This is a genomic window from Actinomadura formosensis, assembly GCF_050948385.1.
Taxonomy (GTDB): Bacteria; Actinomycetota; Actinomycetes; order Streptosporangiales; family Streptosporangiaceae; genus Spirillospora; species Spirillospora formosensis.
Genome location: NZ_CP192011.1, coordinates 6517206 through 6543212, shown reverse-complemented (window position 1 = coordinate 6543212; position 26007 = coordinate 6517206). Strand labels below are relative to the sequence as shown.

Sequence of the window (26007 nt, the reverse complement as noted above, 5' to 3'; positions counted from 1 at the left end):
ACTCAAGGGGAAAACAGTTGCTTGACGTCAACTTCTTCGACGAGCTTCGCATCGGTCTGGCGACCGCCGACGACATCCGCCAGTGGTCGCACGGCGAGGTGAAGAAGCCGGAGACGATCAACTACCGGACCCTCAAGCCGGAGAAGGACGGGCTCTTCTGCGAGAAGATCTTCGGCCCCACCCGGGACTGGGAGTGCTACTGCGGCAAGTACAAGCGCGTCCGCTTCAAGGGCATCATCTGTGAGCGCTGCGGCGTCGAGGTGACCCGTGCCAAGGTGCGCCGCGAGCGGATGGGCCACATCGAGCTGGCCGCGCCGGTCACGCACATCTGGTACTTCAAGGGCGTCCCGTCGCGCCTCGGCTACCTGCTGGACCTGGCCCCGAAGGATCTCGAAAAGATCATCTACTTCGCGGCCTACATGATCACCAGCGTGGACGCGGAGCGGCGTGACCGCGACCTGCCCACGCTGGAGGCGCACATCTCGGTGGAGCGCCAGCAGATCGAGCAGGCCCGCGACGCGCAGGTCGAGGCCCGCCAGCAGAAGCTGGAGGCCGACCTCGCGGAGCTGGAGGAGGCCGGCGCGAAGGCCGACCAGAAGCGCAAGGTGCGCGACGGCGCCGAGCGGGAGATGAAGCAGCTGCGCGACCGCGCGCAGCGCGAGCTCGACCGTCTCGACGAGGTGTGGAGCCGCTTCAAGAACCTCAAGGTCCAGGACCTGGAGGGCGACGAGCTGCTCTACCGCGAGATGCGCGACCGGTTCGGCAAGTACTTCGAGGGCGGCATGGGCGCCGCGGCCATCCAGGCGCGGCTGCAGAACTTCGACCTCGAGGCCGAGGCCGAGAAGCTGCGCGACATCATCCGCACCGGCAAGGGCCAGAAGAAGGCCCGCGCCCTGAAGCGGCTGAAGGTCGTCTCGGCGTTCCTCAACACCCGCAACAGCCCGCTCGGCATGGTGCTGGACTGCATCCCCGTCATCCCGCCGGACCTGCGTCCGATGGTCCAGCTGGACGGCGGCCGGTTCGCCACGTCCGACCTGAACGACCTGTACCGCCGGGTCATCAACCGGAACAACCGGCTCAAGCGCCTGCTCGACCTGGGCGCGCCCGAGATCATCGTCAACAACGAGAAGCGGATGCTGCAGGAGGCCGTCGACGCGCTGTTCGACAACGGCCGCCGCGGCCGCCCGGTCACCGGGCCCGGCAACCGTCCGCTGAAGTCGCTGTCCGACATGCTCAAGGGCAAGCAGGGCCGGTTCCGGCAGAACCTGCTCGGCAAGCGCGTCGACTACTCCGGCCGTTCGGTCATCGTCGTCGGCCCGCAGCTGAAGCTGCACCAGTGCGGCCTGCCCAAGCAGATGGCGCTGGAGCTGTTCAAGCCGTTCGTCATGAAGCGGCTGGTCGACCTCAACCACGCGCAGAACATCAAGTCCGCCAAGCGGATGGTCGAGCGGGCCCGCCCGGTCGTGTGGGACGTGCTGGAAGAGGTCATCACCGAGCACCCGGTGCTGCTGAACCGCGCGCCGACCCTGCACCGGCTCGGCATCCAGGCGTTCGAGCCGCAGCTGGTCGAGGGCAAGGCCATCCAGATCCACCCGCTCGTCTGCACCGCGTTCAACGCGGACTTCGACGGCGACCAGATGGCGGTGCACCTGCCGCTGTCCGCCGAGGCGCAGGCCGAGGCGCGGATCCTGATGCTGTCGACCAACAACATCCTGAAGCCGTCGGACGGCAAGCCCGTCACCATGCCCACCCAGGACATGGTCATCGGCCTGTACTGGCTGACGACGCAGAAGGACGGCGCCACCGGCGAGGGCCGCGCGTTCGGTTCGGTCGCCGAGGCGATCATGGCCTACGACCGCGGTGAGCTGGACCTGCAGGCCAAGATCCAGGTTCGGCTGAAGGACATCCCGCCGCCGCGCGGCTGGAAGGCGCCCGAGGGCTACGAGCCCGGTCAGCCGTACCGGCTGGAGACCACGCTCGGCCGCGCCATGTTCAACGAGGCGCTGCCGGACGACTTCCCGTTCGTCGACGACGAGATCGGCAAGAAGCAGCTCTCGGCGATCGTCAACGAGCTGGCGGAGACGTACCCGAAGGTCGCCGTCGCCAACGCGCTCGACGCGCTGAAGAGCACCGGGTTCCACTGGGCGACCAGGTCCGGGGTCACGATCGCGATCGACGACGTCATCACGCCGCCGAACAAGCAGGAGATCCTGGGCGGCTACGAGCAGCGCGCCGAGAAGGTGCAGCGGGAGTTCAACCGCGGCCTGATCACCGACGATGAGCGCAAGCAGGAGCTCATCGAGATCTGGAACAAGGCCACCGCGGACGTCGCGGTGGACATGGAGAAGGCGTTCCCGAAGGCCAACCCGATCTGGATGATGATCCAGTCGGGTGCCCGCGGCAACCCGCTGCAGCTCCGCCAGATCGCCGGTATGCGCGGCCTGGTCTCCAACCCGAAGGGCGAGACCATCCCGCGTCCGATCAAGTCGTCGTTCCGCGAGGGCCTGTCGGTCGTCGAGTACTTCATCTCGACGCACGGCGCCCGCAAGGGTCTCGCCGACACCGCGCTGCGCACCGCCGACTCGGGCTACCTGACCCGGCGCCTGGTGGACGTCGCGCAGGACGTCATCGTCCGCGAGACCGACTGCGGCACCGACCGCACGATCCCGTTCGAGGTCGCCGAGAAGCTGGCGGACGGCACGCTGGTCAAGCCGGCCACGAGCGAGACCTCGCTGATCGGCCGCACCATCGCCGAGGACGTCGTCGTGGACGGCACGGTCATCTTCCCGGCCGGTACCGACCTGTCGGACGCGGTCGTGACGCGGCTCGTCGAGGCCGGGGTGGAGACCGTCCGCACTCGCAGCGCCCTGGTCTGCGAGGCCAAGATCGGTGTCTGCGCCGCCTGCTACGGCCGCTCGCTGGCCACCGGCAACCGGGTGGACGTCGGCGAGGCCGTCGGGATCATCGCCGCGCAGTCCATCGGCGAGCCCGGCACCCAGCTGACCATGCGGACCTTCCACACCGGCGGTGTCGCCGGCGGTGACATCACGCACGGTCTGCCGCGTGTCACCGAGCTGTTCGAGGCCCGCATCCCCAAGGGTGTGGCCCCGATCAGCGAGGTCGCCGGCCGGGCGAAGATCGACGAGACGGAGAAGGCCCGCAAGGTCGTCATCGTCCCGGACGACGGCTCCGACGAGATCGCCTACTCGGTGCCGATGCGCTCGCGGCTCCTGGTCAAGGAGGGCGAGCACGTCGACGTCGGCCAGCAGCTCATCGCGGGTGCGATCAACCCGCACGAGGTGCTGCGCATCCTCGGTCCCCGCGCCGTGCAGCTCCACCTCGTGCAGGAGGTGCAGGAGGTGTACCGGTCGCAGGGTGTGTCGATCCACGACAAGCACATCGAGATCATCGTCCGCCAGATGCTGAAGCGGGTGAACATCCTCGAGTCGGGCGACACCGAGCTGCTGCCGGGCGACCTGGTGGAGCGTCCGATCTTCGAGGAGACGAACCGGAACGTCGTGGCCGAGGGCGGCACCCCCGCCGCCGGCCGCCCCGTCCTGATGGGCATCACCAAGGCCTCGCTCGCGACCGAGTCGTGGCTGTCGGCGGCGTCCTTCCAGGAGACGACCCGGGTGCTCACCGAGGCCGCGATGCACGCCAAGAGCGACCCGCTGCTCGGCCTCAAGGAGAACGTCATCATCGGTAAGCTCATCCCGGCCGGTACCGGCATGCCGCAGTACCGCAACGTCCGGGTCGAGCCGACCGAGGAGGCGAAGGCGGCGGTGTACTCCGTCGGCTCCTACGACGAGGGCGCCGAGTACGCCTTCGGGCAGGGCTCCGGCGAAGCCGTCCCGCTGGAGGAGTACGACTTCGGCCAGTACAACCGGTAAGGCCGCAGGGCACGCAGAAGGCCGCCTCCCGCGTTCGCGGGGGCGGCCTTCCGCGTCTGCGGAGCCGGGACCGGTCTATCGGGGAGACCGGGATCCTCGGCGGTGGCTTGACCCGGACATGTGCCCGATTTCTTGACCTTTGGGGGTGTTTTTATGCTTCCGTGCCCGGGGAGGAACATCCTCGTTGCCCAAGTACGCGACGGGGGAGAGAGCAGATGAAGAGGGTCATGACCGGTGCGCTGATCGCCGGGTTCGTGGGTATCGCCGGAGTCGGCAGCGCCACCGCCGCCCAGCCGTCCCACGAGCAGAACACGCGCCGGGACTGCCGCACCTACTCAAGCGTCACCGAGTGCGGTCAGCCGCAGCTCAACGAGAAGCAGCGCGCGTGCGTGACCTCGTCGGTCCAGCAGGGCATGACCGAGCGACGCGCCGTGGTGGAGTGCAAGGCGTTCGCCTGACCCGCCGCGCACGCAAGGGGCCCGTTCCACCCGGAACGGGCCCCTTGCGGTGCGTTTCCGGCTGTTTCGAGGCGGCGTCGCCACAAGGTCTCGGAGGGTCGGCGGGGAGTGCGGATGCCGGGTCGCCGTTATCGCGGGCCGGATCCGGTGAGCTCCGCCTTCCGGCGCAGCAGGGCGGCGCGGTGCGAGTGGGCCCGGACGGTGAGCAGCACGGCGACGGCGACGATGATCGCGCTCACCACCAGGGCGGTGATCAGGCCCCGTTCCCGGACGGCTGCCAGCGTGATCGTGATGGTTCCGGTGAGCAGCGCGGCGGTCAGGCCGAGCCACGCGCCGACCACCCGGTCCAGTGCGAACAGCGGGGCGCGCCGTGCGGTCAACCAGATGCCGTAGCCGGTCCAGGCCAGGCACACCAGGATGAGCAGAGCGAACGACAGCCGGGTGCGGTCTGGAAGCGATCCCGGCTCGGTGACCCACAACACCGTGGTGAAGACCGCTCCGGTCAGCCCGGCCAGCAACGCCCCGATGCCGCGCAGCCGCCGCCTGCGCGACAGCATCGGGGCCAGTCGCTCCAGCATCTCCTCCGCGGACATGCGCGGTTCGTCGTTCATGGCTGACATCCCTTCTCGGCTAGGTGCTCGCGCAGCAGGCGGCGCGCGCGATACAGGCGGGACTTGACCGTGCCGGCCGGGACCTCGCAGATCTGCGCGCAGTCCGCGATCGACAGATCCTCCAGGTAGAACAGGATGAGAATCTCCCGCTCCAGCGTCGGCAGGCTCGCCAGTGCGGCGATCAGGTCGGTCCGGTCCGCGACTTCCTCGGCCAGATCCTCGGTGGGCGTCTCAGTGGCCCCGCCGGGTGTTTCGGTGACCGTGTACTCGCGGCAGAGGCGGTCCAGCACGGTACGCCGGGCGATGGTGAACAGCCATGGCGCGAACCGGCTGGGATCGGCCAGCCGGGGCAGGCTGCGAAGCACCGCCACCCAGATTTCCTGGACCACGTCGTCCGCTCGCTCGGCATCCAGCATCCGCCGGACGAACGTCCACACTGGGACGTGCCAGAGGCCCACCAATTCGGTGAAGGCCTCCCGCTCTCCGAGCTGGCAGCGAACCACCAGCAACTCATCGTTCATGTCGTCCTCCCGTCCTCTGCACAGTCGCGGAACAGGGCCATCGGGTTCACACCGCCGCGGATCTGGAACCGGACGAGAAGCAGGTCGCTGGAGACCTGTACCGCCGCAGCCTGTTCCGGATGTTCCTGACGGGTGATGGGGGAGACGCCTCCAGGAACGGTCAGGGGGCGTCCAGCACCGCGCGACTCCGGGCTTCCGGGCGCTGAGGAGCCCGGCGATGACCGAGAACGACGGTGCGCAGGGATCGCAGCGGCCGTCGCCGGAGGAGGAGGGGCCGGCGACGATCCTCGAATCGTCCAACTCTTCGCCGGCATGACTCACCGTGCCCATGGGCGTCTCTTCATGAAGCGCGTTCTCCGTGACCAGGGGGTGCTGACACCCTCCTCTATCCCGAAGCCCGCACCCCGGTTGCGCCCGTCCGCCGCGCGTTCATGAAGACATCCTGTGACCTGCCGGATCTCGTCCAGCACCGCCATGGACGCGACCCGAGGCGCACCAGGCTCAGCACCTGGCGGAGATTACCCATGTTAGTGATGGCAGCGACGAGCGGTGCGGGTGAAACTGATCAGGCTTCGGACGTGTAGGGCGTCGGCGGCCATGCCGGGACTGACACTCCCTGTCGGCTATTCACAGTCGTAGTAGGTGAGGAAATGTTCAAGAGCCTGCGTGCTTTGCGGGTCTGGGGAGGGGTGGAGTGCCATGCGGCGGCTTGAGGTGGCGCTGATCGGTGCGGGACTGATAGCGCGTTTGCATGTGGAGGCGTGGATCGGCGCCGGGGCGTCCGTTCGGGTGTACTCCGATGATGGCCGGGCTGCGGATCTGGCGCATGAGTTCGGTGTTAAGGCAGTCGTTTCTCTGGATGATGCGCTGGACGGTGCGGACGCGGTGGATATCTGCACCCCGACGAACAGCCATCATGAAATAGCCATGGCCGCCATTGCCGCGGGTGCGGGGGTGGTGTGCGAGAAGCCGCTGGCCGCGAGCACCGCGGAGGCCGAGGAGATCGTTGCCGCCGCGGAGCGGGCTGGTGTGCGGCTTTATCCGGCCCATGATGTGCGTTACGGCCCGGCGTTCGCCCGGCTTCACGAGTTGGTGGCGGCGGGTCGGCTGGGTGCGGGCGCGGTCGCCCGGTTCGCCGTGAGCGGTTATCATCCGCGGCCCTGGACGGGGCATATGTCCGCGCGGTCGGGCGGAATTCTGACCGATCAGATGCTGCACGGCGTTGACCTTGCTTATTGGATCTTCGGGGATGTGGTGCGGGTGCACGCCTATTACCAGGGGGAAATCGCCGCACCGGCCCCGGAGGGGACCGTCGCGGTCGGGACCGCCCTTCTCACGCATGCCACCGGTGCGCTCAGTCAGATCGTGAGCCGATGGACGGCGACGCCGCACCCGCCCGTTCGCATCGCCTTTCATGTCTCGGGTACGGGCGGGACGGTGCGCCATGACTCTGAGTGGCCTCAGGAGGTCCAGGTCACCGGTGACGCGGCCGGGAGCATCGGGAGATTCGGATACGTGGGGGAATTGCCGTTCGTCTCCGAGATCCGGGAGTTCGCTCAGGCGTTTTCGGGTGGCCCCGAGCCGCGTCTGGGGCCCCGGGACGCGCTGGCCGCCGTGCGCATCACCCAGGCCGCGGCGGAGTCCGCATGGACGGGGCGTGCGGTGGAGTTGCCGGTCGAGGAGGCCGGCCTCCTGAGCCATCGAGGGCAGCCGGCATGAGTTCCGTCCCTGCCTCACCCGCACCACCCGGTGGTCCCGCTCGCACGGGACCCTCGGGACACCTTCAGAAAGGCGGGGCCGCATGAAGGTCGCCGTGTTGTCGTTCGCCCACGAGCGTGCCGCGACCTACGCTCGGTTGCTGCGCGACATGCCCGGGGTGGAGGTGGTCATTGCCGACCCCGATGGTTCGCCGGATGATCCGGCGCGGGGCCAGGCCGTGGCCCGGCGGCTCGGCGCGGCATATGCGGGCGGCTGGGACGAGGTGTTCGCGCCAGGTCTCCAGGCCGTGGTGGTCACCAGCGAGATCGCCCGCCGGCGGGAGTTGGCCGAGCGGGCGGCCCAGGTCGGGGCACAGGTGTTGTGCGAGCCGCCGCTGGCGGCCACGGAAGCGGACGCTCAGGCGATGGCGGGCGCCTGTGCGGATGCGGGGGTGCGGCTGACCGCGGCGTCCCCGGTCTGCTTCAGCCCGGCGTTCACCGCTGTGCGCGAAGCGATCGCCGCCGGTGATGTCATCGGCAGGCTGACGACCATCCACGGGGCCTGCAACAACCCGGGGCGGGCCCGGCCGGGTTCCCCGCCGGCGACCGGGGAGGCGGCGGCGGACGGCGCGCTGGACGCCAACGCGGCGTTCCTGCTGGACATGGTGGACGCGGTGCTCGGCGGGGAGCCGGCGGAGCAGGTGTACGCACAGTCCAACGGCGTCCTTGGCGCGGAGCCGGGCGTTGCGAGCGCGGCACTGGTCACCGTGCGTTATCCGAGCGGGGTGGTCGCGGCCATCGACTGCAGCTGGAGCCCGTCAGCGAGCCGGCCGGCAGCGGGCGGACCGACCATGACCTTCATCGGCGAGCGGGCGAGTGCGGAGTTCAATTCCTGCCCGCGGCTGCTCGGCGGATTCGACTCCGCCACCGCCGGTGAACGGTGGGAACCGGGCGGGGCCGACCTGTATTCGGTCATGCTCAATGAGTTCATCGCCGCGGTCGGTAATGGGCACGAAGTAGGCCCGGATGGTGCAGCCGGGGTGCGTGCGCTGCGGGTCATCCAGGCGGCCCGAAAATCGGCGCGCACCAGCCGTCCCGTCGATATCTGATGATGATCCCGGCTCGGTCTTAGTCCTACCAGCCTGAGGGATGCCGGGTAGTCGCGGCTCGTCTAGCCTGGTTTATGAATAAGCGATTCGCAAACCGGCTGATCGTATCTCCTGCATGTGAAGCCAACTATTCCGGAATGGTCATGCCGCGCCTGTGCACCGGGCGGAATGGCCCGGCGAGAGTTGAGGATCATGGTGAGTGTCGCGCAAGTGAAAATCATGCTGAGCGGCGGTCCGGTCGAGCTGGCTACGGTGGACCGCAGGGTCCCGGTGGCGGAGTTGGGCCGAACGCTCAAGATCTGCTACCGAGCCGGGTACGAGCATTTCGTTCACGACGGGGAATACCAGACGATAGACGGATGCGAGGTCGCGGTCTTCCACTGGACGAATCGCACGAAGATCGCCGAGTGATTCCCTTCGCCCGCCCGCCCGTTGTCCCGAGTGAGAAGGATTCCATGAACGACGCCATTTCCTTCGAGGTGCCGTGGGCGCGGACCGACAAGTTCGACCCTCCTTCGGTATTCGCTTCGCTGCGCGAAGAACGCCCCCTCGCGAGGATGGTTTACCCGGACGGACACGTGGGCTGGATCGTCTCCAGCTACGCGTTGGTGCGCGAGGTCCTCAGTGACCCGCGGTTCAGCCACAGCTGCGAAATCGGTCATTTTCCGGTGACGCACCAGGGGGAGGTGATACCGACCCATCCGAAGATTCCCGGGATGTTCATCCATATGGACCCGCCCGATCACACCCGGTACCGCCGTCTGCTGGCGGGTGAGTTCACCGTCCGCCGGGCGAGCCGGCTGACATCGCGCGTCGAGGCCGTGGCCGCCGAGCAGATCGGCGTCATGCGTGAGCACGGGGCTCCGGTGGATCTGGTGGCGACCTTCGCCAAACCGCTCGTCCTGAGGGTGCTGTCCGAGATGGTCGGCCTGCCCTACGCCGAACGTGACCGGTACGTACACGCAGTGGCTCTCCTGCACGACCCGGACGCGTCCCCGGAAGAGGCCGCCGCCGCTTACGAGCAGGCAGGCGCCTTCTTCGACGAGGTCATCGAGAGGAGGCGGAAGCAACCTGAGGACGACCTCGTCAGCCGCCTCGCCGCCGACGGGCAACTGACCACCGAAGAGCTGCGCAACATCGTCACCCTTCTGCTGTTCGCGGGCTACGAGACCACGGAGAGCGCGCTGGCCGTGGGTGTCTTCGCGCTGCTGCACCACGCGGACCAGCTGGCGGCGCTCCGCGCGGACCCGGCGAAACTCAACGCCGCGGTCGAGGAACTACTCCGCTACCTCACCGTCAACCAGTACCACACCTACCGCACCGCGTTGGAGGACCTCGAACTGGACGGTGAGGTGATCAAAAAGGGGGACAGCGTCACGGTGTCGCTGCCCGCGGCCAACCGTGACCCGGCCAAGTTCGAGTGCCCCGACAGGCTGGACATCGCTCGCGACACCTCGGGCCACGTGGCGTTCGGCTTCGGTGTCCACCAGTGCCTCGGCCAGAACCTGGCGCGCATCGAGCTGCGCGCCGGGCTGTCGGCTCTCTTCCGCGCGTTCCCCGGCCTCCGGCTGGCCGTCGCGGCCGATGCGGTGCCGCTGCTGCTCAGAGGATCCGTCTTCGCGGTGAAGAACCTGCCCGTCTCGTGGTGAGCGCTCTCCCCACCGAGTCCCCGAAAGGATCCGCGGCATAGTGCGCACCGACCTCATCAAGCCGCTGCCTGCCGTACTCCAGGAGAACGCGGCCCGCTTTCCCGGCAAGGTGGCTTTCGCGGACGACCGGCGGGCGGTCACCTATGCGGACCTGGAGGCGCGGACGCGCAGGCTGGCCGGGCATCTGGCGGGCCTCGGCGTCCGGCACGGAGACCGGGTGGCCATCTGCCTGGGCAACACGGTGTCCACCGTAGAGGCTTATCTCGCGATCGTGCGCGCGGGCGGTGTCGGGGTGCCGCTCAACCCCGCCTCGGCCCGTGCCGAGCTGGAGTACCTGCTGGCCGACAGCGGCGCCACGGTGGTCATCACCGATGCCGCGCAGGCGGAGCGGCTCCAGCCCGCGCCGCACCTCACGCTGGTGGTGACGGGCGATGCCCCGGTGCGGGTGGGAGCCCACTCCTACGACGAACTCGCCGCCGGTGAGCCGGACACGCCGGCCAGGGACGACCTCGGCCTCGACGACGTGGCCTGGATGTTCTACACGTCGGGGACGACCGGCCGGCCCAAGGGCGTCCTGTCGACGCAGCGCAACTGCCTCTGGTCCGTCGCCTCCAGCTATGTGCCGATTCCGGGGCTGACGGACCGGGACCGGGTGCTCTGGCCTCTCCCGCTGTTCCACAGCCTCTCGCACATCGCGTGCGTCCTCTCCGTCACCGTGGTCGGCGCCACCGCCCGGATCATGGACGGGAGTTCAGCGGAGGACGTGATCAGGGCGCTCCGCGAGGACGAGCCGACCTTCCTGGCCGGTGTTCCCACGACGTACCACCGCCTGGTGGCGGCCGCCCGGCGGAACGGTTTCTCCGCGCCCCGCCTGCGGATCGGCCTGGTCGGGGGAGCGGTCACCGGGCCCGGGCTGCGCCGGGAGTTCGAGGAGACCTTCGGGGTCCCGCTGGTCGATGCCTATGGCAGCACCGAGACGTGCGGGGCCATCACCATGAACCCGCCGGACGGTGCCCGGGTCGACGGGTCCTGCGGCCTGCCCGTGCCGGGTGTCGGGGTGCGCGTCGTCGATCCGGGCACCGGGCTCGACGTTCCCGCCGGCGAGGAGGGGGAGGTCTGGGTCAGCGGGCCGAACGTGATGGTCGGCTACCACAACAGCCCGGAGGCGACCGCCGCGGCGCTGCGGGACGGCTGGTACCGGACCGGCGACCTGGCCCGGTGCGACGACGCCGGCTACTTCACCATTCGCGGCCGGATCAACGAGCTCATCATCCGCGGTGGGGAGAACATCCACCCCACGGAGGTGGAGGCGGTCCTGCGCACGGTCCCGGGCGTCGCCGATGTGGCGGTGGCCGGTGCGCCGCACGACATGCTCGGCGAAGTGCCGGTCGCGTATGTGATCCCCGGCCCCTCCGGGTTCGACGTCCAGGCCCTGATGACCCGGTGCCGCGAGGAACTCTCCGCCTACAAGGCGCCCGAGCAGGTCCACGAGGTCGCGAGCATCCCCCGGACCACGTCGGGCAAGGTCCAGCGGCGTCTCCTGGCGGACCGGCCGAGCCGGCTGCGGTACGCGGCGAGCGGGCACCACGACGCGCTGATGACCGTGGATTGGGTTCCGGTGACGGCACCGGCGGACCCCGCGCCCCCGGTCCGGAGCTGGGCGGTGGTCGGTTCCGCGGCCGGACTCGTCACCGCGCTGCGCGCGGGCGGCGCCGAGGTACGGCAGTACCCGGACCTGGCGGCGGCGGCCGGGGCCGAGGCGGTTGCGGACGTGACGGTCCTGGTCCGGCCGCCCGGACCCGCGCACGACCCGGTCGCCGCGGGACGCGACAACGCCCGTCTCCTGGCGGAGCACGTGCGCGCCTCGGCGGCGCGGCCGGAACCGGCGGCTTCCCGGCTGGTCGTCCTCACCCGCGCCGCGGTCGCGGCCACCGCGACGGACGGCGCCCAGAACCTGGCCGACGCTCCGCTCTGGGCCGTCGCCCGGTCCTTCCCGGACGCTCCGCTCACCGTCCTCGATCTCGACGGCGGCGCCGAACCGGGCCCCGGCACCCTGATGGCCGCGATCGCGTCGAACGAGCCGCAGGTCGCGGTGCGGTCGGGGGCACTGCTGGCGCCCCGGCTGACCCGCCTGCCCGTCACCGGCGCGCCGCGGGCGGAGTCGTGGCCGGGTGCCGCCGGCACGGTGGTGGTCACCGGAGCGGACACCGGGCACGGCGCGGCGATCGCACGCCGGCTGGCCACGGTCCACAACGCGGCGCACCTGGTCCTCGTCGGTCCGCCCGGCACCGAACCCGCCTTCACCGGGGCGGACGCCGCCTGGGTGACCGCGGACGGCCGGGACCCGGAGCCGCTGCGGGCCGCGTTGGCCGGCCCGCGGCTCCCGGTGACCGCGGTGGTGCACGCCGCCGACGATCCCGGACTGGCCCTGCACCTGGATGAGATGACCGCCGGCGACGGGCCTTCCACCTTCGTCGTGGTGTCCGATGCCGCGGGGCTGCTGGGGTCACCCGGCGACCACCATGCGGCCGTCAACGGCGTCCTGTCCGAAGCGGTGGTGCGGAACCGCCGGCTGCGGAACCTGCCGGCCTCCTTCCTCGGCTGGCCCCGCGCCACCGGCCGGCTGAGCGACCTGCTCGCCGCGCTCGACCTCGCCGTCACGACGGACCGCTCGCCGCTGCTGGCCCTGAGGGCGGGTACACCGGCCCCGGGCACCCCCGTTCCCGCGATCCTCAAAGCCCTGGCCGGGACGCCGTCCCGGCAGAGCAGGCCGGACGCGGCCGTCACGGCGGCCCTGCGTGACCGGCTGGCCGGTCTGGAGGAGCGCGCGCAGCGGACACTGCTGGAAGACCTGGTCCGCACGCAGGCCGCCGTTGTGCTGCGGCAGCCGGGACCCGAGGCGGTCCCGGCCGACCGCGCCTTCCACGACCTGGGCTTCAGCTCGATGGCCGTCGTCGAACTGCGCGACCGGCTGACGGAGAGCACCGGGCTGCGGCTGCCCACCACCGCCGTCTTCGACCACCCCACTCCGGCGGCGCTGGCGTCCTGCCTGCGGACCGAGGTCCTCGGTGTCACCGGATCGGTGACCGGGCCGGTCACGGCGGCCGACCCCGGCGAACCGATCGCGATCGTGGGCATGGCCTGCCGGCTGCCCGGCGGGGTGGCGGGACCGGAGGACCTGTGGAAGCTGGTGGCCGGCGGGGTCGACGCCGTCTCCGGGTTCCCCGACGACCGGGGCTGGGACCTGGAGGGCCTGTTCGACCCCGATCCCGATCGCGCGGGCACCTCGTACACGCGTCAGGGCGGCTTCCTGCGCGGGGCCGGGCTGTTCGACGCGGGGTTCTTCGGTATCTCGCCGCGTGAGGCGCTGGCGATGGACCCGCAGCAGCGGTTGCTGCTGGAGACCTCCTGGGAAGCGCTGGAACGATCCGGCATCGACCCGCTCTCGTTGAAGGGAACCGAGGTCGGGGTGTTCTCCGGCGTGTTCGGTCACGGCTACGGGGGCGGCGTGGTCGCGCCGGAACTGGAAGGTTTCGCGACCACCGGGTCGGCGTCGAGCGTGGCGTCGGGCCGGGTGTCCTACGTGTTCGGTTTCGAGGGCCCGGCGGTCACGGTGGACACGGCGTGCTCGTCGTCGCTGGTGGCCATTCACCTCGCCGCGCAGGCGCTGCGGCAGGGCGAGTGCTCGATGGCGCTGGCCGGCGGCGCGACGGTCATGGCGACACCCGGCACCTTCGTGGAGTTCTCCCGGCAGCGGGCTCTTGCCCCCGACGGTCGGTGCAAGGCGTTTTCGGCGACGGCCGACGGGACCGGCTGGGCCGAGGGCGCGGGCGTGGTCGTGCTGGAGCGGCTGTCGGTGGCGCGGGAGCGCGGGCACCGGATCTTGGCGGTGTTGCGCGGCAGCGCGGTGAACCAGGACGGCGCGTCCAACGGGCTGACGGCGCCGAACGGTCTGTCGCAGCAGCGGGTGATCCGCAGGGCACTCGGCGCCGCGGGCCTGGCGCCGTCCGATGTGGACGCGGTGGAGGCGCACGGAACGGGGACACCGCTGGGCGATCCGATCGAGGCGCGGGCGCTGCTCGCCACCTATGGGCAGCGGGACCCCGGGAAGCCGTTGTGGCTGGGGTCGCTGAAGTCGAACATCGGGCACGCGCAGGCCGCGGCCGGTGTGGCCGGTGTGATCAAGATGGTGCAGGCGCTGCGGCACGGCGTACTTCCGGCGACGCTGCACGTGGACGGGCCCACGACCGAGGTGGATTGGTCCGCGGGCGCCGTGGAGTTGCTGACGGAGGCCCGTGAGTGGCCCCGGAACGGCCGTCCGCGCCGGGCCGGTGTGTCCTCGTTCGGGGTCAGCGGCACGAACGCGCATGTGATCCTGGAGGAGGCGCCCGAGGAGCCGGCCGCCGAAGAGGCGGCGCCCGCGGGTGTGGCGCCGGCGGGTGTGGCGCCGGCGGGTGTGGTGCCGCTGGTGGTGTCGGCGCGGAGCGCCGGGTCGCTGGCGGGACAGGCCGGTCGGCTGGCGGCGTCCATCGGGGATTCCGGTGAGACCCCGCCGGCGGATGTGGCCGGGGCGCTGGTGGCGCGCCGGGCGGTGATGGACGAGCGGGCCGTCGTGGTGGCGGGTTCCCGCGAGGAGGCGCTGACCGGCCTGGGCGCCCTGGCGCGCGGTGAGCCCGCGCCCGGTCTCGTCGCGGGCGGTGCGGACGTGCCGGGCAAGCTGGTGTGGGTGTTCCCGGGCCAGGGGACGCAGTGGGCCGGGATGGGCCGGGAACTGCTCGGCTCGTCCCCGGTGTTCGCCGAACGGATCGCGGAGTGCGCCGCCGCGTTGGACCGGTGGGTCGACTGGTCCCTGGTGGACGTGTTGCGCGGCGACGCCGAGCCCGAGCTGATGGACCGGGTCGACGTGCTGCAGCCCGCCACCTTCGCGGTCATGGTCGGTCTCGCGGCGGTGTGGTCGTCGGTGGGTGTGCGGCCCGACGCCGTGGTGGGCCATTCCCAGGGTGAGATCGCGGCGGCGTGTGCGGCCGGTGCGTTGTCGCTGGAGGACGCGGCGCGGGTGGTGGCGTTGCGCAGCCAGGCCATCGCGGCCCGGTTGTCCGGCCGCGGCGGCATGGCCTCCGTCGCGCTCGCGGAAGAAGACGCGGTCGCCCGGTTGACGCCCTGGGCGGGCCGGGTGGAGGTCGCCGCGGTCAACGGGCCGTCCTCGGTGGTGATCGCCGGGGACGCGCAGGCGCTGGACGAGGCTCTGGAGGCGTTGTCGGGCCAGGGTGTCCGGGTGCGGCGGGTGGCGGTGGACTACGCCTCGCACACCCGGCACGTGGAAGACGTCCACGACACGCTTGCCGAATCACTGGCCGGGATCAGTGCGCTGGCGCCTGCGGTGCCGTTCTACTCCACCGTCACCGGTGACTGGATCCGGGACGCCGGTGCCGTCGACGGCGGGTACTGGTACCGGAACCTGCGCAACCAGGTGGGTTTCGGCCCCGCGGTCGCGGACCTGATCGACCAGGGGCACACGGTGTTCGTGGAGATCAGTGCCCACCCGGTGCTGGTCCAGCCGATCACCGAGATCATCGGGACCGCCGACGTGGTGGTGACCGGCTCGCTGCGGCGTGACGACGGCGGTATGCGGCGGCTGCTGACCTCGATCGCCGAGCTGTTCGTGCGGGGCGTCACCGTCGACTGGGCCGAGGTGCTGCCGCCCGCGTCCGGGTGGGTGGATCTGCCGACCTACGCCTTCGACCACCGGCACTACTGGCTCCAGCCGGCCCGGCCGGCGGCGGATGCCGCGTCGCTGGGACAGGCGGCGGCTGACCACCCGTTGCTGGGCGCGGTCGTCAGCCTGCCCGGCTCGGCCGGATTCACGGCCACGTCGAGGTGGTCACCGCAGTCGCAGCCCTGGCTCGCGGACCACCTCGTGGCCGATGCCGTCCCGGTACCGAACGCGGCCCTGGTCGAGGTGGCCGTCCGGCTCGGCGACCTGGCCGCCACCCCCGTCCTCGACGAACTGACCGTCGAGGCGCCCGTGGTGCTGCCACAGCGAGGCGGCCGCGACATCCAGGCCGTCGTCGGCGAGCCCGACGACGCGCGGCGGCGGTCCGTGGAGATCTACTCCCGCGCCGCGGACGCCCCTCTGGACGCACCATGGACGAGCCACGCGCACGGCACGCTGGCGCCCGCCGCCTCGCAGGTGACACGTCCGGGCGCCGGGGCCGCCACCGAAGTCGGCCTGGACGGCGCCGCTCTCCGCGACGCCGACCGCTACGGGATGCACCCCGCCCTGCTCGACGCCGCCGTCCGCACCGTCGTCCCCGGCGACATGCTCCCGTCCGTGTGGACCGGGGTGACCCTTCTGGCATCGGGCGCCACCGCGCTGCGCGTGCGACCGGGCGCGACGTCGGAGCGGGGGACCGGGCTGGCGCTGACCGACACCGCGGGGCGACCCGTCATGACCGTCGACGCGGTCCTCGGCACACCGTTCTCCCCCGAACAGGCGGGGATCGCCGGCGCGTCGCCGCACGATGCCCTGTTCCGTGTCGACTGGACGGAACTGCCGCTCCCCGCCGCGGACCGCGCCCTCGACATCGTGCCCGTCGCGACCGGCGCGGACGTCGCCGCGTCGGCCGCGGCGGCTCCCGACTTCCTGCTGTACGAGGCCATCGCCGGGGATCCCCGCGCGTCGGTCAACGCCGCGCTGGCACTGCTCCAGGCGTGGCTCGCGGAACCGGCCCTGGCGGACACCCGGCTGGCCGTCGTCACCGGGGACTGCGCCGAACTCGACGCGGCCGCGGTGTGGGGCCTGGTGCGCTCGGCGCAGTCGGAGCACCCGGGCCGGATAGTGCTGGCCGACCTCGACGACGCCTCCCGGCCCGTGCTGCCCGCCGTGCTGCTGAGCGGCGAACCGCAGCTGAGGGTGCGCGGCGGCGCCGCGGCGGTGCCGCGCCTGGCACGCGTCTCGCCCGAGGACGCGGGGGACCGCCGCCCGCTCGACCCCCGTGGCACCGTGCTGATCACCGGTGGCACCGGAACACTCGGCGCGGCCACGGCCCGGCATCTCGTCACCGCGCACGGCATCAGGCACCTGGTCCTGGTCAGCCGCCGCGGCCATGCCCCGGACCTCCACGACGAGCTGACCGCCATGGGAGCGTCCGTCACCATCGCCGCCTGCGACACGGCGGACCGGATCCGGCTGGAGGCCGTCCTGGCCGCCGTCCCGGCCGAGCACCCGCTCACCGCCGTGGTGCACACCGCCGGTGTCCTCGACGACGGGGTGCTCACCGAGCTGAGCCCGGAACGTGTCGACACCGTGCTGCGGCCGAAGGTGGACGCGGCGCTCCACCTGGACGAACTCACCCGCGACCTGGACCTCGCCGCGTTCGTGCTGTTCTCCTCGGCGGCAGGCGTGCTGGGCAACCCGGGGCAGGCCGGCTACGCCGCGGCCAACACCGCGCTCGACGCGGTGGCCCGCCGGCGGCACCGTCTCGGGCTGCCGGCCGTCTCGCTCGCCTGGGGCCACTGGTCGACGGCCAGCGCCATGACCCGGCACCTGGGCGCCGCGGACCTGCGGCGCAACCAGCGGACGGGCATGGCCGGTCTCTCCACCGCCGAAGGCATGGCCATCCTGGACGCCGCCCTCGGCGCCTCCGGCACGTTCGTGGCGGCGAAGCTCGACCTGCTCGCCCTGCGCGCGACCGCGGCCGCCGGCGAACCGGTCCCGCCGCTGCTGCGCGGTCTCGTCCCGGCGCCGCGACCCGCGGCACGGGCGGCCGTGTCCGCGCCCCTGGCGGACCGCCTCGCCGGCCTCACCGGCCCCGAGCAGGCCGAGGCCGTACTCGCCCTGGTGCGGCGGCACGCCGCCGAGGTGCTCGGGCACACCGCCGACGCCGTCCACCCCGGCCGGACCTTCAAGGACGCCGGGTTCGACTCGCTGACCGCCCTGGAGCTGCGCAACCGGCTGGCCGCCGCGACCGGGCTCCCCCTCTCCCCGACAATGATCTTCGACTATCCGAAGCCGTCGGCGCTCGCCGAGCACCTGCGCGCCGTGCTCGCCGGCGGCACGGCGCACCGTCCGGCCGGCCCCGGCGCCCCCGCCGCGCCGGCCGGCGAGCCGATCGCGATCGTGGCGATGGCGTGCCGCTTCCCGGCCGGCGTGCACAGCCCGGAGGACCTGTGGCGGGTGGTGGCCGACGGGGTCGACGCCGTCACCGAGTTCCCGGCCGACCGCGGCTGGGACACCGGCGGGCTCTTCCACCCCGACCCCGACCACGAGGGCACCACCTACGTGCGGCACGGCGCCTTCCTCGACGACGCCGCCGGGTTCGACGCCGCCTTCTTCGGCATCTCGCCGAACGAGGCGCTCGCGATGGACCCGCAGCAGCGGCTGCTGCTGGAGACGTCCTGGGAGGCGTTCGAACGGGCGGCGATCGACCCGACCACGCTCGCCGGACAGGACGTCGGCGTCTTCGCCGGCGTCAACAGCCACGACTACAGCATGCGGATGCACCGGGCGTCCGGCGTCGAGGGCTTCCGGCTCACCGGCGGCTCGGGCAGCGTCATCTCCGGGCGCGTCGCCTACCACTTCGGCTTCGAGGGCCCCGCCATCACGGTCGACACCGCCTGCTCCTCCTCGCTGGTGGCGCTGCACATGGCGGCGCAGGCGCTGAACCGGGGCGAGTGCTCCATGGCGCTGGCGGGCGGCGTGATGGTGATGGGCACCGTGGAGACCTTCGTGGAGTTCTCCCGGCAGCGCGGGCTCGCGCCCGACGGCCGGTGCAAGGCGTTCGCGGACGGCGCCGACGGCACCGGCTGGTCCGAGGGCGTGGGGCTGCTGCTGGTGGAGCGGCTGTCCGACGCCCGCCGCCGGGGCCACCGGGTGCTGGCGGTGGTCCGCGGGTCGGCGGTGAACCAGGACGGTGCGTCCAACGGCCTGACGGCGCCGAACGGCCCGGCGCAGCAGCGGGTGATCCGCAGGGCACTGGCCGACGCCGGCCTGCGCGCGGCGGACGTGGACGCCGTGGAGGCACACGGCACCGGCACGACGCTCGGCGACCCGATCGAGGCGCAGGCGCTCCTGGCGACCTACGGCCAGGGGCGGCCGGCCGACCGGCCGATGTGGCTGGGGTCGGTGAAGTCGAACATCGGGCACACGCAGGCGGCGGCGGGCGCGGCGGGCGTGATCAAGATGGTCATGGCCATGCGGCACGGCGTGCTGCCCCGGACGCTGCACGTGGACCGCCCGTCGTCCAAGGTGGACTGGTCGGCGGGCGCCGTGGCGCTACTGACCGAGGCCCGCGACTGGCCGGAGACGGGCCGGCCCCGCCGGGCGGCCGTGTCGTCCTTCGGCATCGGCGGTACCAACGCGCACGTCATCCTGGAAGCGGCTCCCGACGAGCCGGCGGCCCCCACGCCGGCCCCCCCGCCGGCCCCCACGCCGGCCCCCACGCCGGAGCCCGCGCCGGAGCCGGCGGGTGTCCCCGTCCCGGTGCTCGTGTCGGGGCGGACGCCGGCCGGACTGCGCGGCCAGGCCGGCCGGCTCGCACGCTTCCTCGGCGACCGGCCCGACGTGCGCCTCGCCGACGCCGCCCACGCGCTCGCCACCGAGCGGGCCCACCTCGACGACCGCGCCGTGGTCGTGGCGTCCGACCGGCGCCGGGCCCGTGCGGACCTGGCCGCCTTCGAGAGCGGGGAGGCGAGCCCTTCGGTCGTGTCCGGCACTCCGGTGCCGGGCAAGCTGGCGATTCTCTTCACCGGTCAGGGCAGCCAGTGGGCCGGCATGGGCCGCGAACTCGCCGAGACGTTCCCGGTCTTCCGGGACGCGTTCGCCGCCGCGTGCGCGGCCGTGGACGAGCACCTGCGGGGGTACGCGGCACATCCGTTGCGCGATGTGGTGTCCGCGCCGGACGGCGACCTGCTCGACCAGACCATGTACACACAGGGCGCCCTGTTCGCCCTGGAGACCGCGCTGTTCCGGCTGTTCGAGTCGTGGGGCGTGCGACCGGACCTCCTGGCGGGCCACTCGATCGGTGAGATCACCGCCGCCCACGTCTCCGGGGTGCTCGCCCTGGACGAGGCGGCGACGTTGGTCGCGGCACGCGGCCGGTTGATGCAGGGCCTGCCCGAAGGCGGCGCGATGGTCGCGGTCCAGGCGGCCGAGGCCGAGGTGGTGCCGCTGCTCGGCCAGGTGGGCGGTGTGGTCTGCGTCGCGGCGGTGAACGGCCCCGACTCGGTGGTGCTGTCCGGGGCGGAGGACGCGGTGCTGGCCGCCGCCGGCGAGCTGGCCGGCCGTGGCCGTAAGACGCGGAGGCTGCCGGTCGGCCACGCCTTCCACTCGCCGCTCATGGCACCCGTGCTCGACGAGTTCCGCGCCGTCGCGGCCGGCCTGCCGCGCCGGCCCGGCGACCTGCCGATCGTGTCCACGCTGACCGGCCGTCCCGCCGAGGACGGCCGGTTCGGCACCCCCGACTACTGGGTCGATCAGGCGCGGAACGCGGTGCGGTTCGGCGACGCCGTCACCGCGCTGCGCGACAGGGGCGCGACGACGTTCCTCGAACTGGGCCCCGGCGGGGTCCTCGCCGCGATGGCGCTCGGCACGCTGGGCGCGGAGGAGCAGAGCTGCGTCGCCACCCTCCGCAGGAACGGTGCGGAGGCCACCGACGTCATGACCGCGCTCGCGGAACTGCACGTGCGCGGCGTGGCCGTCGACTGGGCGGCCGTGCTCGGCCGGCCGGCCGCGGCGGTCGGGACCGACCTGCCCACCTACGCGTTCCAGCACCGGCGGTACTGGGTGGAGACCGATACGGCGGCGGGCGGCGCGGAGGCGCTCAGCGCCCGGCACCCGCTGCCCGGCACGGTGGCCGAGGAGCCCGGCACCGGCGCACCACCGGTGCCGCTCGCCCGGCGCGCGGTGGCGCGCGGCGACGGGCCGGGCGGGGCGATGGCGGACCGGCTGGCCGGGCTGGCAGCCACCGAACAGCTCCAGATCGTGATGGACCTGGTCCGGGAGAGCACCGCGGTCGTGCTCGGGCACCGCGACTCGGACGGGTTCGGCGAGGAGCGGTCCTTCAAGAGCCTCGGCTTCGACTCCCTCAGCGCGGTCAAGCTGCGCAACCGGCTGCGCGACTTCACCGGCGTGGACCTGCCCAGCACCCTGATCTTCGACTACCCGACCCCCGCGCTCCTCGCGGCCCACCTGCGGGCCGGGCTGATCGGCGAGCGAGCGGCACCACCGGCCGTGGTGGCGCCGGCGGCGGTCTCCGGCGAGCCGATCGCGATCGTCGGGATGAGCACGCGGCTGCCGGGCGGCGCGGACAGTCCCGAGGAGCTGTGGAGGCTGGTGGTGGAGCAGCGGGACGCCGTGTCCGGCTTCCCACTCGACCGCGGCTGGGACGTCGAGGGGCTGTACCACCCGGACCCCGGCCACCCCGGCACCAGCTACACCCGCTCGGGCGGGTTCCTGCACGAGGCCGCGCAGTTCGACGCCGGCCTGTTCGGCATCTCGCCGCGTGAGGCGCTGGCGATGGATCCGCAGCAGCGGCTGCTGCTGGAGACGTCGTGGGAGGCGCTGGAACGGGCGGGCATCGACCCGCTGTCGTTGAAGGGCGCCGACGTCGGAGTGTTCACCGGCATCGTCCACCACGACTACGTCACCCGGCTCCGCAACGTGCCCGAGGACGTCCAGGGCTATCTCATGACCGGCACGGCGTCGAGCGTGGCGTCGGGCCGGGTGTCCTATGTGTTCGGTTTCGAGGGCCCGGCGGTCACGGTGGACACGGCGTGTTCGTCGTCGCTGGTGGCGATGCATCTGGCCGGGCAGGCGCTGCGGTCGGGTGAGTGCTCGATGGCGCTGGCCGGCGGCGCGACGGTCATGGCCAGTCCGGACGCGTTCCTGGAGTTCTCACGTCAGCGGGGGCTGTCCGCCGACGGTCGCTGCAAGGCGTACGCGGACGGCGCGGACGGCACGGGCTGGGCCGAGGGCGTCGGTGTGGTGGTGCTGGAGCGGTTGTCGGTGGCGCGGGAGCGCGGGCATCGGGTGCTGGCGGTGTTGCGCGGTAGCGCGGTGAATCAGGATGGTGCGTCGAATGGGTTGACGGCGCCGAATGGTCCGTCGCAGCAGCGGGTGATCCGCGCAGCGCTCGCCAACGCTGGGATCGCACCGTCCGATGTGGACGTGGTCGAGGGCCACGGGACCGGGACGGCACTGGGTGATCCGATCGAGGCGCAGGCGCTGCTGGCGACTTATGGGCAGGGGCGCGACGCGGACCGGCCGTTGTGGCTGGGGTCGTTGAAGTCGAACATCGGGCACGCGCAGGCCGCGGCCGGTGTGGCCGGCGTGATCAAGATGGTGCAGGCCATGCGGCACGAGGTGCTCCCGGCGACCCTGCACGTGGACACGCCCACGCCCCAGGTCGACTGGTCGGCCGGTGCGGTCGAGGTGCTGACGGAGGCCCGGGAGTGGCCGCGCAACGGTCGTCCGCGCCGGGCGGGTGTGTCCTCGTTCGGGGCCAGCGGGACCAACGCGCACCTGATCCTGGAGGAAGCACCGGCCGAGGAGACGCCCGCCGTAGCCGAGGCGCCGCCGGACGGTGTGGTGCCGCTGGTGGTGTCGGCCGGGACCGCCGGTTCGCTGGCGGGACAGGCCAGTCGGCTGGCGACCTTCCTTGAAGGCTCCGGTGACGTGCCGCTGGCCGCTCTGGCGGGGTCCTTGCTGTCGAGCCGGGCGCTGCTGGGGCAGCGTGCCGTCGTGGTGGCGGGGTCCCGTGAAGAGGCGCGGGCTGGGTTGGGTGTGTTGGCGCGTGGTGAGACGGCGTCTGGTGTGGTGACCGGCAGCGTGGACGTGCTGGGCAAGGTCGTGTGGGTGTTTCCGGGTCAGGGTGCGCAGTGGGTTGGTATGGGCCGGGAGTTGCTGGATTCCTCGCCGGTGTTCGCCGAGCGGCTCTCCGAGTGCGCGGCCGCGCTGGAGCGGTGGGTGGACTGGTCCCTGGTGGATGTCCTGCGCGGCGAGAGTGACCCCGCCTTGCTGGAGCGGGTTGACGTCGTTCAGCCGGCGAGTTTTGCGGTGATGGTGGGGTTGGCGGCGCTGTGGGGGTCGTGTGGACTGCGGCCGGACGCGGTGGTGGGCCATTCCCAGGGGGAGATCGCGGCGGCGTGTGTGGCGGGTGCGTTGTCGTTGGAGGATGCGGTGCGGGTGGTGGCGTTGCGCAGTCAGGCCATCGCCGCCCGGTTGTCGGGGCGTGGCGGTATGGCGTCGGTGGCGCTGAGCGAGGTCGAGGCCGCGGCGCGGTTGGAGCCGTGGGCGGGCCGGGTCGAGGTGGCCGCGGTCAACGGGCCGTCTTCGGTGGTGATCGCGGGCGATACCGAGGCGCTGGATGAGGCACTGGAGGTCCTGTCCGGTCAAGGAGTCCGGGTGCGGCGGGTGGCCGTCGACTACGCCTCACACAGTCGGCATGTGGCCGACATCCGCGACCGGCTCACCGAAGCGCTGGCCGGGATCGACGCGCAAGCACCGGCCATTCCGTTCTATTCGACGGTGACCGGCGGGTGGGTCCGGGATGCCGGGGTTGTCGATGGCGCGTACTGGTACCGGAACCTGCGGCAGCAGGTGCGGTTCGGCCCGGCGGTGGCCGACCTGATCGACCAGGGTCACACGGTGTTCGTGGAGGTCAGTGCGCATCCGGTGCTGGTGCAGCCGATCAGCGAGGTTGTGGACGAGACCGACGCCGATGCCGTGGTGACGGGGTCGCTGCGGCGTGAGGACGGCGGGATGCGGCGGCTGCTGACCTCGATGGCCGAACTGTTCGTCCGGGGCGTCCCCGTCGACTGGACCACCATGCTGCCGACCGTCCCGTCCGGACGGGTCGATCTGCCGACCTACGCCTTCGACCACCGGCACTACTGGCTGCACGAGGCGGACGCAGTGACCGGGAGGACCGACACCGCCGAGGGCTCCGACGCCGACTTCTGGTCCGCGGTCGAGGAAGCCGACACCGACTCCCTGGCCGAGCTGCTGGAGCTGGCGTCCCCGGACCAGCGCAGCGCCCTGCGCGCCGTCGCTCCCGTGCTCGCGGACTGGAGGGAGAAGCGCCGCGAGCGGTCGGCCGTGGAGAAGCTGCGCTACCACGTCACCTGGCATCCGCTCGAACGCGACGCCTCCGGCGTGCCCCGCGGCCGATGGCTGGTCGTCGTCCCGTCCACCCGCCGGGACGACGGCGCGACCGACGCCCTCCTCGCCGAGCTGACCGGGCAGGGACTCGGCATGGTCCTGCTGGAGGCCGGCGACCATGACCGCACCCGCGAACGGCTCGCCGAGCGCCTCGCCGACGTCCTGGCCCAGCACGACATCACCGGCGTGCTGTCCCTGCTCGCCCTCGACCAGGGGACACAGGATCCGGCGGCGCTCGCCGCGACGACGCTCGCGCTCGTCCAGGCCCTGGGCGACACCACCGCCACCGCGCCGCTGTGGTGCGTGACCCGGGGCGCGGTGAACATCGGCATCCAGGACACCCTCACCGCACCGGCCCAGGCATCGCTGTGGGGCCTCGGCCGGGCCGTCGCGCTGGAACGCCTCGACCGGTGGGGCGGCCTGGTCGACCTGCCCGCCACGACCGACCGGCGCACTACGCGAGCTCTGCTCGGCGTGCTCAACGGTGCCGCCGGTGAAGACCAGCTCGCGGTACGACGATCCGGTGTCTACTGCCGGCGGCTGGTCCGCAAGCCCGTGCCGGAGTCCGCGGGGGACCATCGCTGGCGGCCACACGGCACGGTCCTCGTCACCGGCGGCGCGGAAGGGCTCGGCAGGCACGCCGCCGTCTGGCTCGCGCTGGCCGGCGCCGACCGGCTCATCGTCACCACCACCGCGTACGCGCCCGACCAGTGCGTGCCGGAACTGCGCGCCGAACTGGCCGGCCTGGGCCTCGACACCGCCGTCGAGTCCTGCGCCGACGCCGACCATGACGCGGTCGCGGGGCTGGTCGCCGCGGCTTCTTGCGACCAGCCGCTCACGGCCGTCGTGCACGCCGCCGACATCACGCAGACCAGCACCGTCGACGACACCGGCGAGCGCGACCTCGCCGAGGTGTTCGCGGCCAAGGTGGACACCGCCCGCCGCCTGGACGAGCTGTTCAGGGACAGGCCGCTCGACGCGTTCGTCGTGTTCTCCTCGATCGCCGGCGTGTGGGGCGGTGGCGGCCAGGGCCCGTCCGGCGCGGCGAACGCCGTCCTCGACGCCATCGTCGAACGGCGCCGCGCCAGGGGACTGCGGGCCACATCGATCGCCTGGGGCGCCCTCGACCAGATCGGTGTCGGCATGGACGAGGCCACGCTCTCCCAGCTCCGCCGCCGCGGCGTCCTGCCCATGGCGCCCCGGCTGGCGGTCACCGCGTTCGTGCAGGCGGCGCAGGACAACGAGAAGTCCGTGACCGTGGCCGACATGGACTGGGGCGCCTTCATCCCCGCGTTCACGTCCGTCCGTCCCAGCCCGCTGTTCGCCGACCTGCCGGAGGCGAAGGCGGCACTCCAGGCGTCGCAACCCGATACGGAGAACAGCGACACCGCCGCGTCCCTCGCGGACTCCCTGCGGGCGGTGCCGGACGGCGAGCAGAACCGCATCCTGCTCCGGCTGGTCCGCGGCCACGCCTCGACGGTCCTCGGCCACGGCGGGGCGGAGGGCATCGGCCCGCGCCAGGCGTTCCAGGAGGTCGGCTTCGACTCGCTGGCCGCCGTCAACCTGCGCAACAGCCTGCACGCCGCCACCGGGCTGCGCCTGCCGGCGACGCTGATCTTCGACTACCCCACTCCGGAGGCGCTGGTCGGCTATCTGCGCGCCGAGCTCCTCCGGGAGGCCGACGACGGCATGGAAGGCCGAGAGGACGACCTGCGGAAGGTCCTGGCGTCCGTGCCGTTCGCCCGGTTCAAGGAGGCGGGCGTGCTCGACACACTGCTCGGCCTCGCCGAGGCGGACCGTGCCGCGGACCCGCCGGCCGCCGAGGCGCCCGCCAGTGCGGACGACGTGGATCTGATCGACGAACTCGATGTCACCGGTCTCGTGCAACGGGCCCTGGGCAGGACGAGCTGACCA

At 72.3% G+C, this 26007-nt stretch carries 9 protein-coding genes; 7 read left to right on the top strand and 2 right to left on the bottom strand.

All coding sequences use genetic code 11. From position 1 onward, the window contains the following. The first annotated feature begins 17 nt into the window (after positions 1–17). Complete coding sequence (locus ACQP1N_RS30545; RefSeq protein WP_067794751.1) at positions 18–3890, top strand: DNA-directed RNA polymerase subunit beta'; 3873 nt, start codon at positions 18–20, stop codon at positions 3888–3890. Between the two features lie 215 nt (positions 3891–4105). Continuing rightward, positions 4106–4348 carry a hypothetical protein gene (locus ACQP1N_RS30540; RefSeq protein WP_433227797.1) on the top strand — a complete coding sequence of 81 codons (243 nt, stop codon included), beginning with the start codon at positions 4106–4108 and terminating at the stop codon, positions 4346–4348. A gap of 128 nt (positions 4349–4476) precedes the next feature. On the opposite strand, the gene ACQP1N_RS30535 is transcribed toward ACQP1N_RS30540, so the two are convergent. Together ACQP1N_RS30535 and ACQP1N_RS30530 are read right to left on the bottom strand one after the other, a co-directional pair. Further along, positions 4477–4959 carry a hypothetical protein gene (locus tag ACQP1N_RS30535; protein WP_067794745.1) on the bottom strand — a complete coding sequence of 161 codons (483 nt, stop codon included), beginning with the start codon at positions 4957–4959 and terminating at the stop codon, positions 4477–4479. Beyond that, positions 4956–5480, bottom strand: a complete 525-nt coding sequence (locus ACQP1N_RS30530; RefSeq protein WP_433227796.1) for an RNA polymerase sigma factor — start codon at positions 5478–5480, stop codon at positions 4956–4958. The genes ACQP1N_RS30535 and ACQP1N_RS30530 overlap by 4 nt, the downstream gene beginning before the upstream one ends. Before the next feature lie 699 nt (positions 5481–6179). Here ACQP1N_RS30530 and ACQP1N_RS30525 point away from each other — a divergent pair. The 5 genes from ACQP1N_RS30525 (at position 6180) to ACQP1N_RS30505 (ending at position 26004) form a co-directional block, all read left to right on the top strand. Further along, positions 6180–7199, top strand: a complete 1020-nt coding sequence (locus tag ACQP1N_RS30525) for a Gfo/Idh/MocA family protein (protein WP_433227795.1) — start codon at positions 6180–6182, stop codon at positions 7197–7199. Between the two features lie 82 nt (positions 7200–7281). Next, complete coding sequence (locus tag ACQP1N_RS30520; protein ID WP_067794736.1) at positions 7282–8286, top strand: Gfo/Idh/MocA family protein; 1005 nt, start codon at positions 7282–7284, stop codon at positions 8284–8286. Between the two features lie 192 nt (positions 8287–8478). Beyond that, positions 8479–8697: a DUF5988 family protein gene (locus tag ACQP1N_RS30515; RefSeq protein WP_067794853.1), complete on the top strand. Its 219-nt coding sequence runs from the start codon at positions 8479–8481 to the stop codon at positions 8695–8697. 44 nt (positions 8698–8741) lie between these two features. Next, entirely contained in the window at positions 8742–9935 is a 1194-nt protein-coding gene (locus ACQP1N_RS30510; protein WP_067794733.1) for a cytochrome P450, read from the top strand. 40 nt (positions 9936–9975) lie between these two features. After that, on the top strand, positions 9976–26004 hold the full coding sequence (locus ACQP1N_RS30505; RefSeq protein WP_433227794.1) for a type I polyketide synthase: 16029 nt from the start codon (positions 9976–9978) through the stop codon (positions 26002–26004). Positions 26005–26007: the final 3 nt, after the last annotated feature.

Excerpts from the sequence above, each read along its gene's own strand:
- ACQP1N_RS30530 (WP_433227796.1), bottom strand. The coding sequence starts at position 5,480 with ATGAACGATGAGTTGCTGGTGGTTCGCTGCCAGCTCGGAGAGCGGGAG.
- ACQP1N_RS30535 (WP_067794745.1), bottom strand. The coding sequence starts at position 4,959 with ATGAACGACGAACCGCGCATGTCCGCGGAGGAGATGCTGGAGCGACTG.
- ACQP1N_RS30520 (WP_067794736.1), top strand. The coding sequence starts at position 7,282 with ATGAAGGTCGCCGTGTTGTCGTTCGCCCACGAGCGTGCCGCGACCTAC.
- ACQP1N_RS30540 (WP_433227797.1), top strand. The coding sequence starts at position 4,106 with ATGAAGAGGGTCATGACCGGTGCGCTGATCGCCGGGTTCGTGGGTATC.
- ACQP1N_RS30525 (WP_433227795.1), top strand. The coding sequence starts at position 6,180 with ATGCGGCGGCTTGAGGTGGCGCTGATCGGTGCGGGACTGATAGCGCGT.
- ACQP1N_RS30515 (WP_067794853.1), top strand. The coding sequence starts at position 8,479 with ATGGTGAGTGTCGCGCAAGTGAAAATCATGCTGAGCGGCGGTCCGGTC.
- ACQP1N_RS30510 (WP_067794733.1), top strand. The coding sequence starts at position 8,742 with ATGAACGACGCCATTTCCTTCGAGGTGCCGTGGGCGCGGACCGACAAG.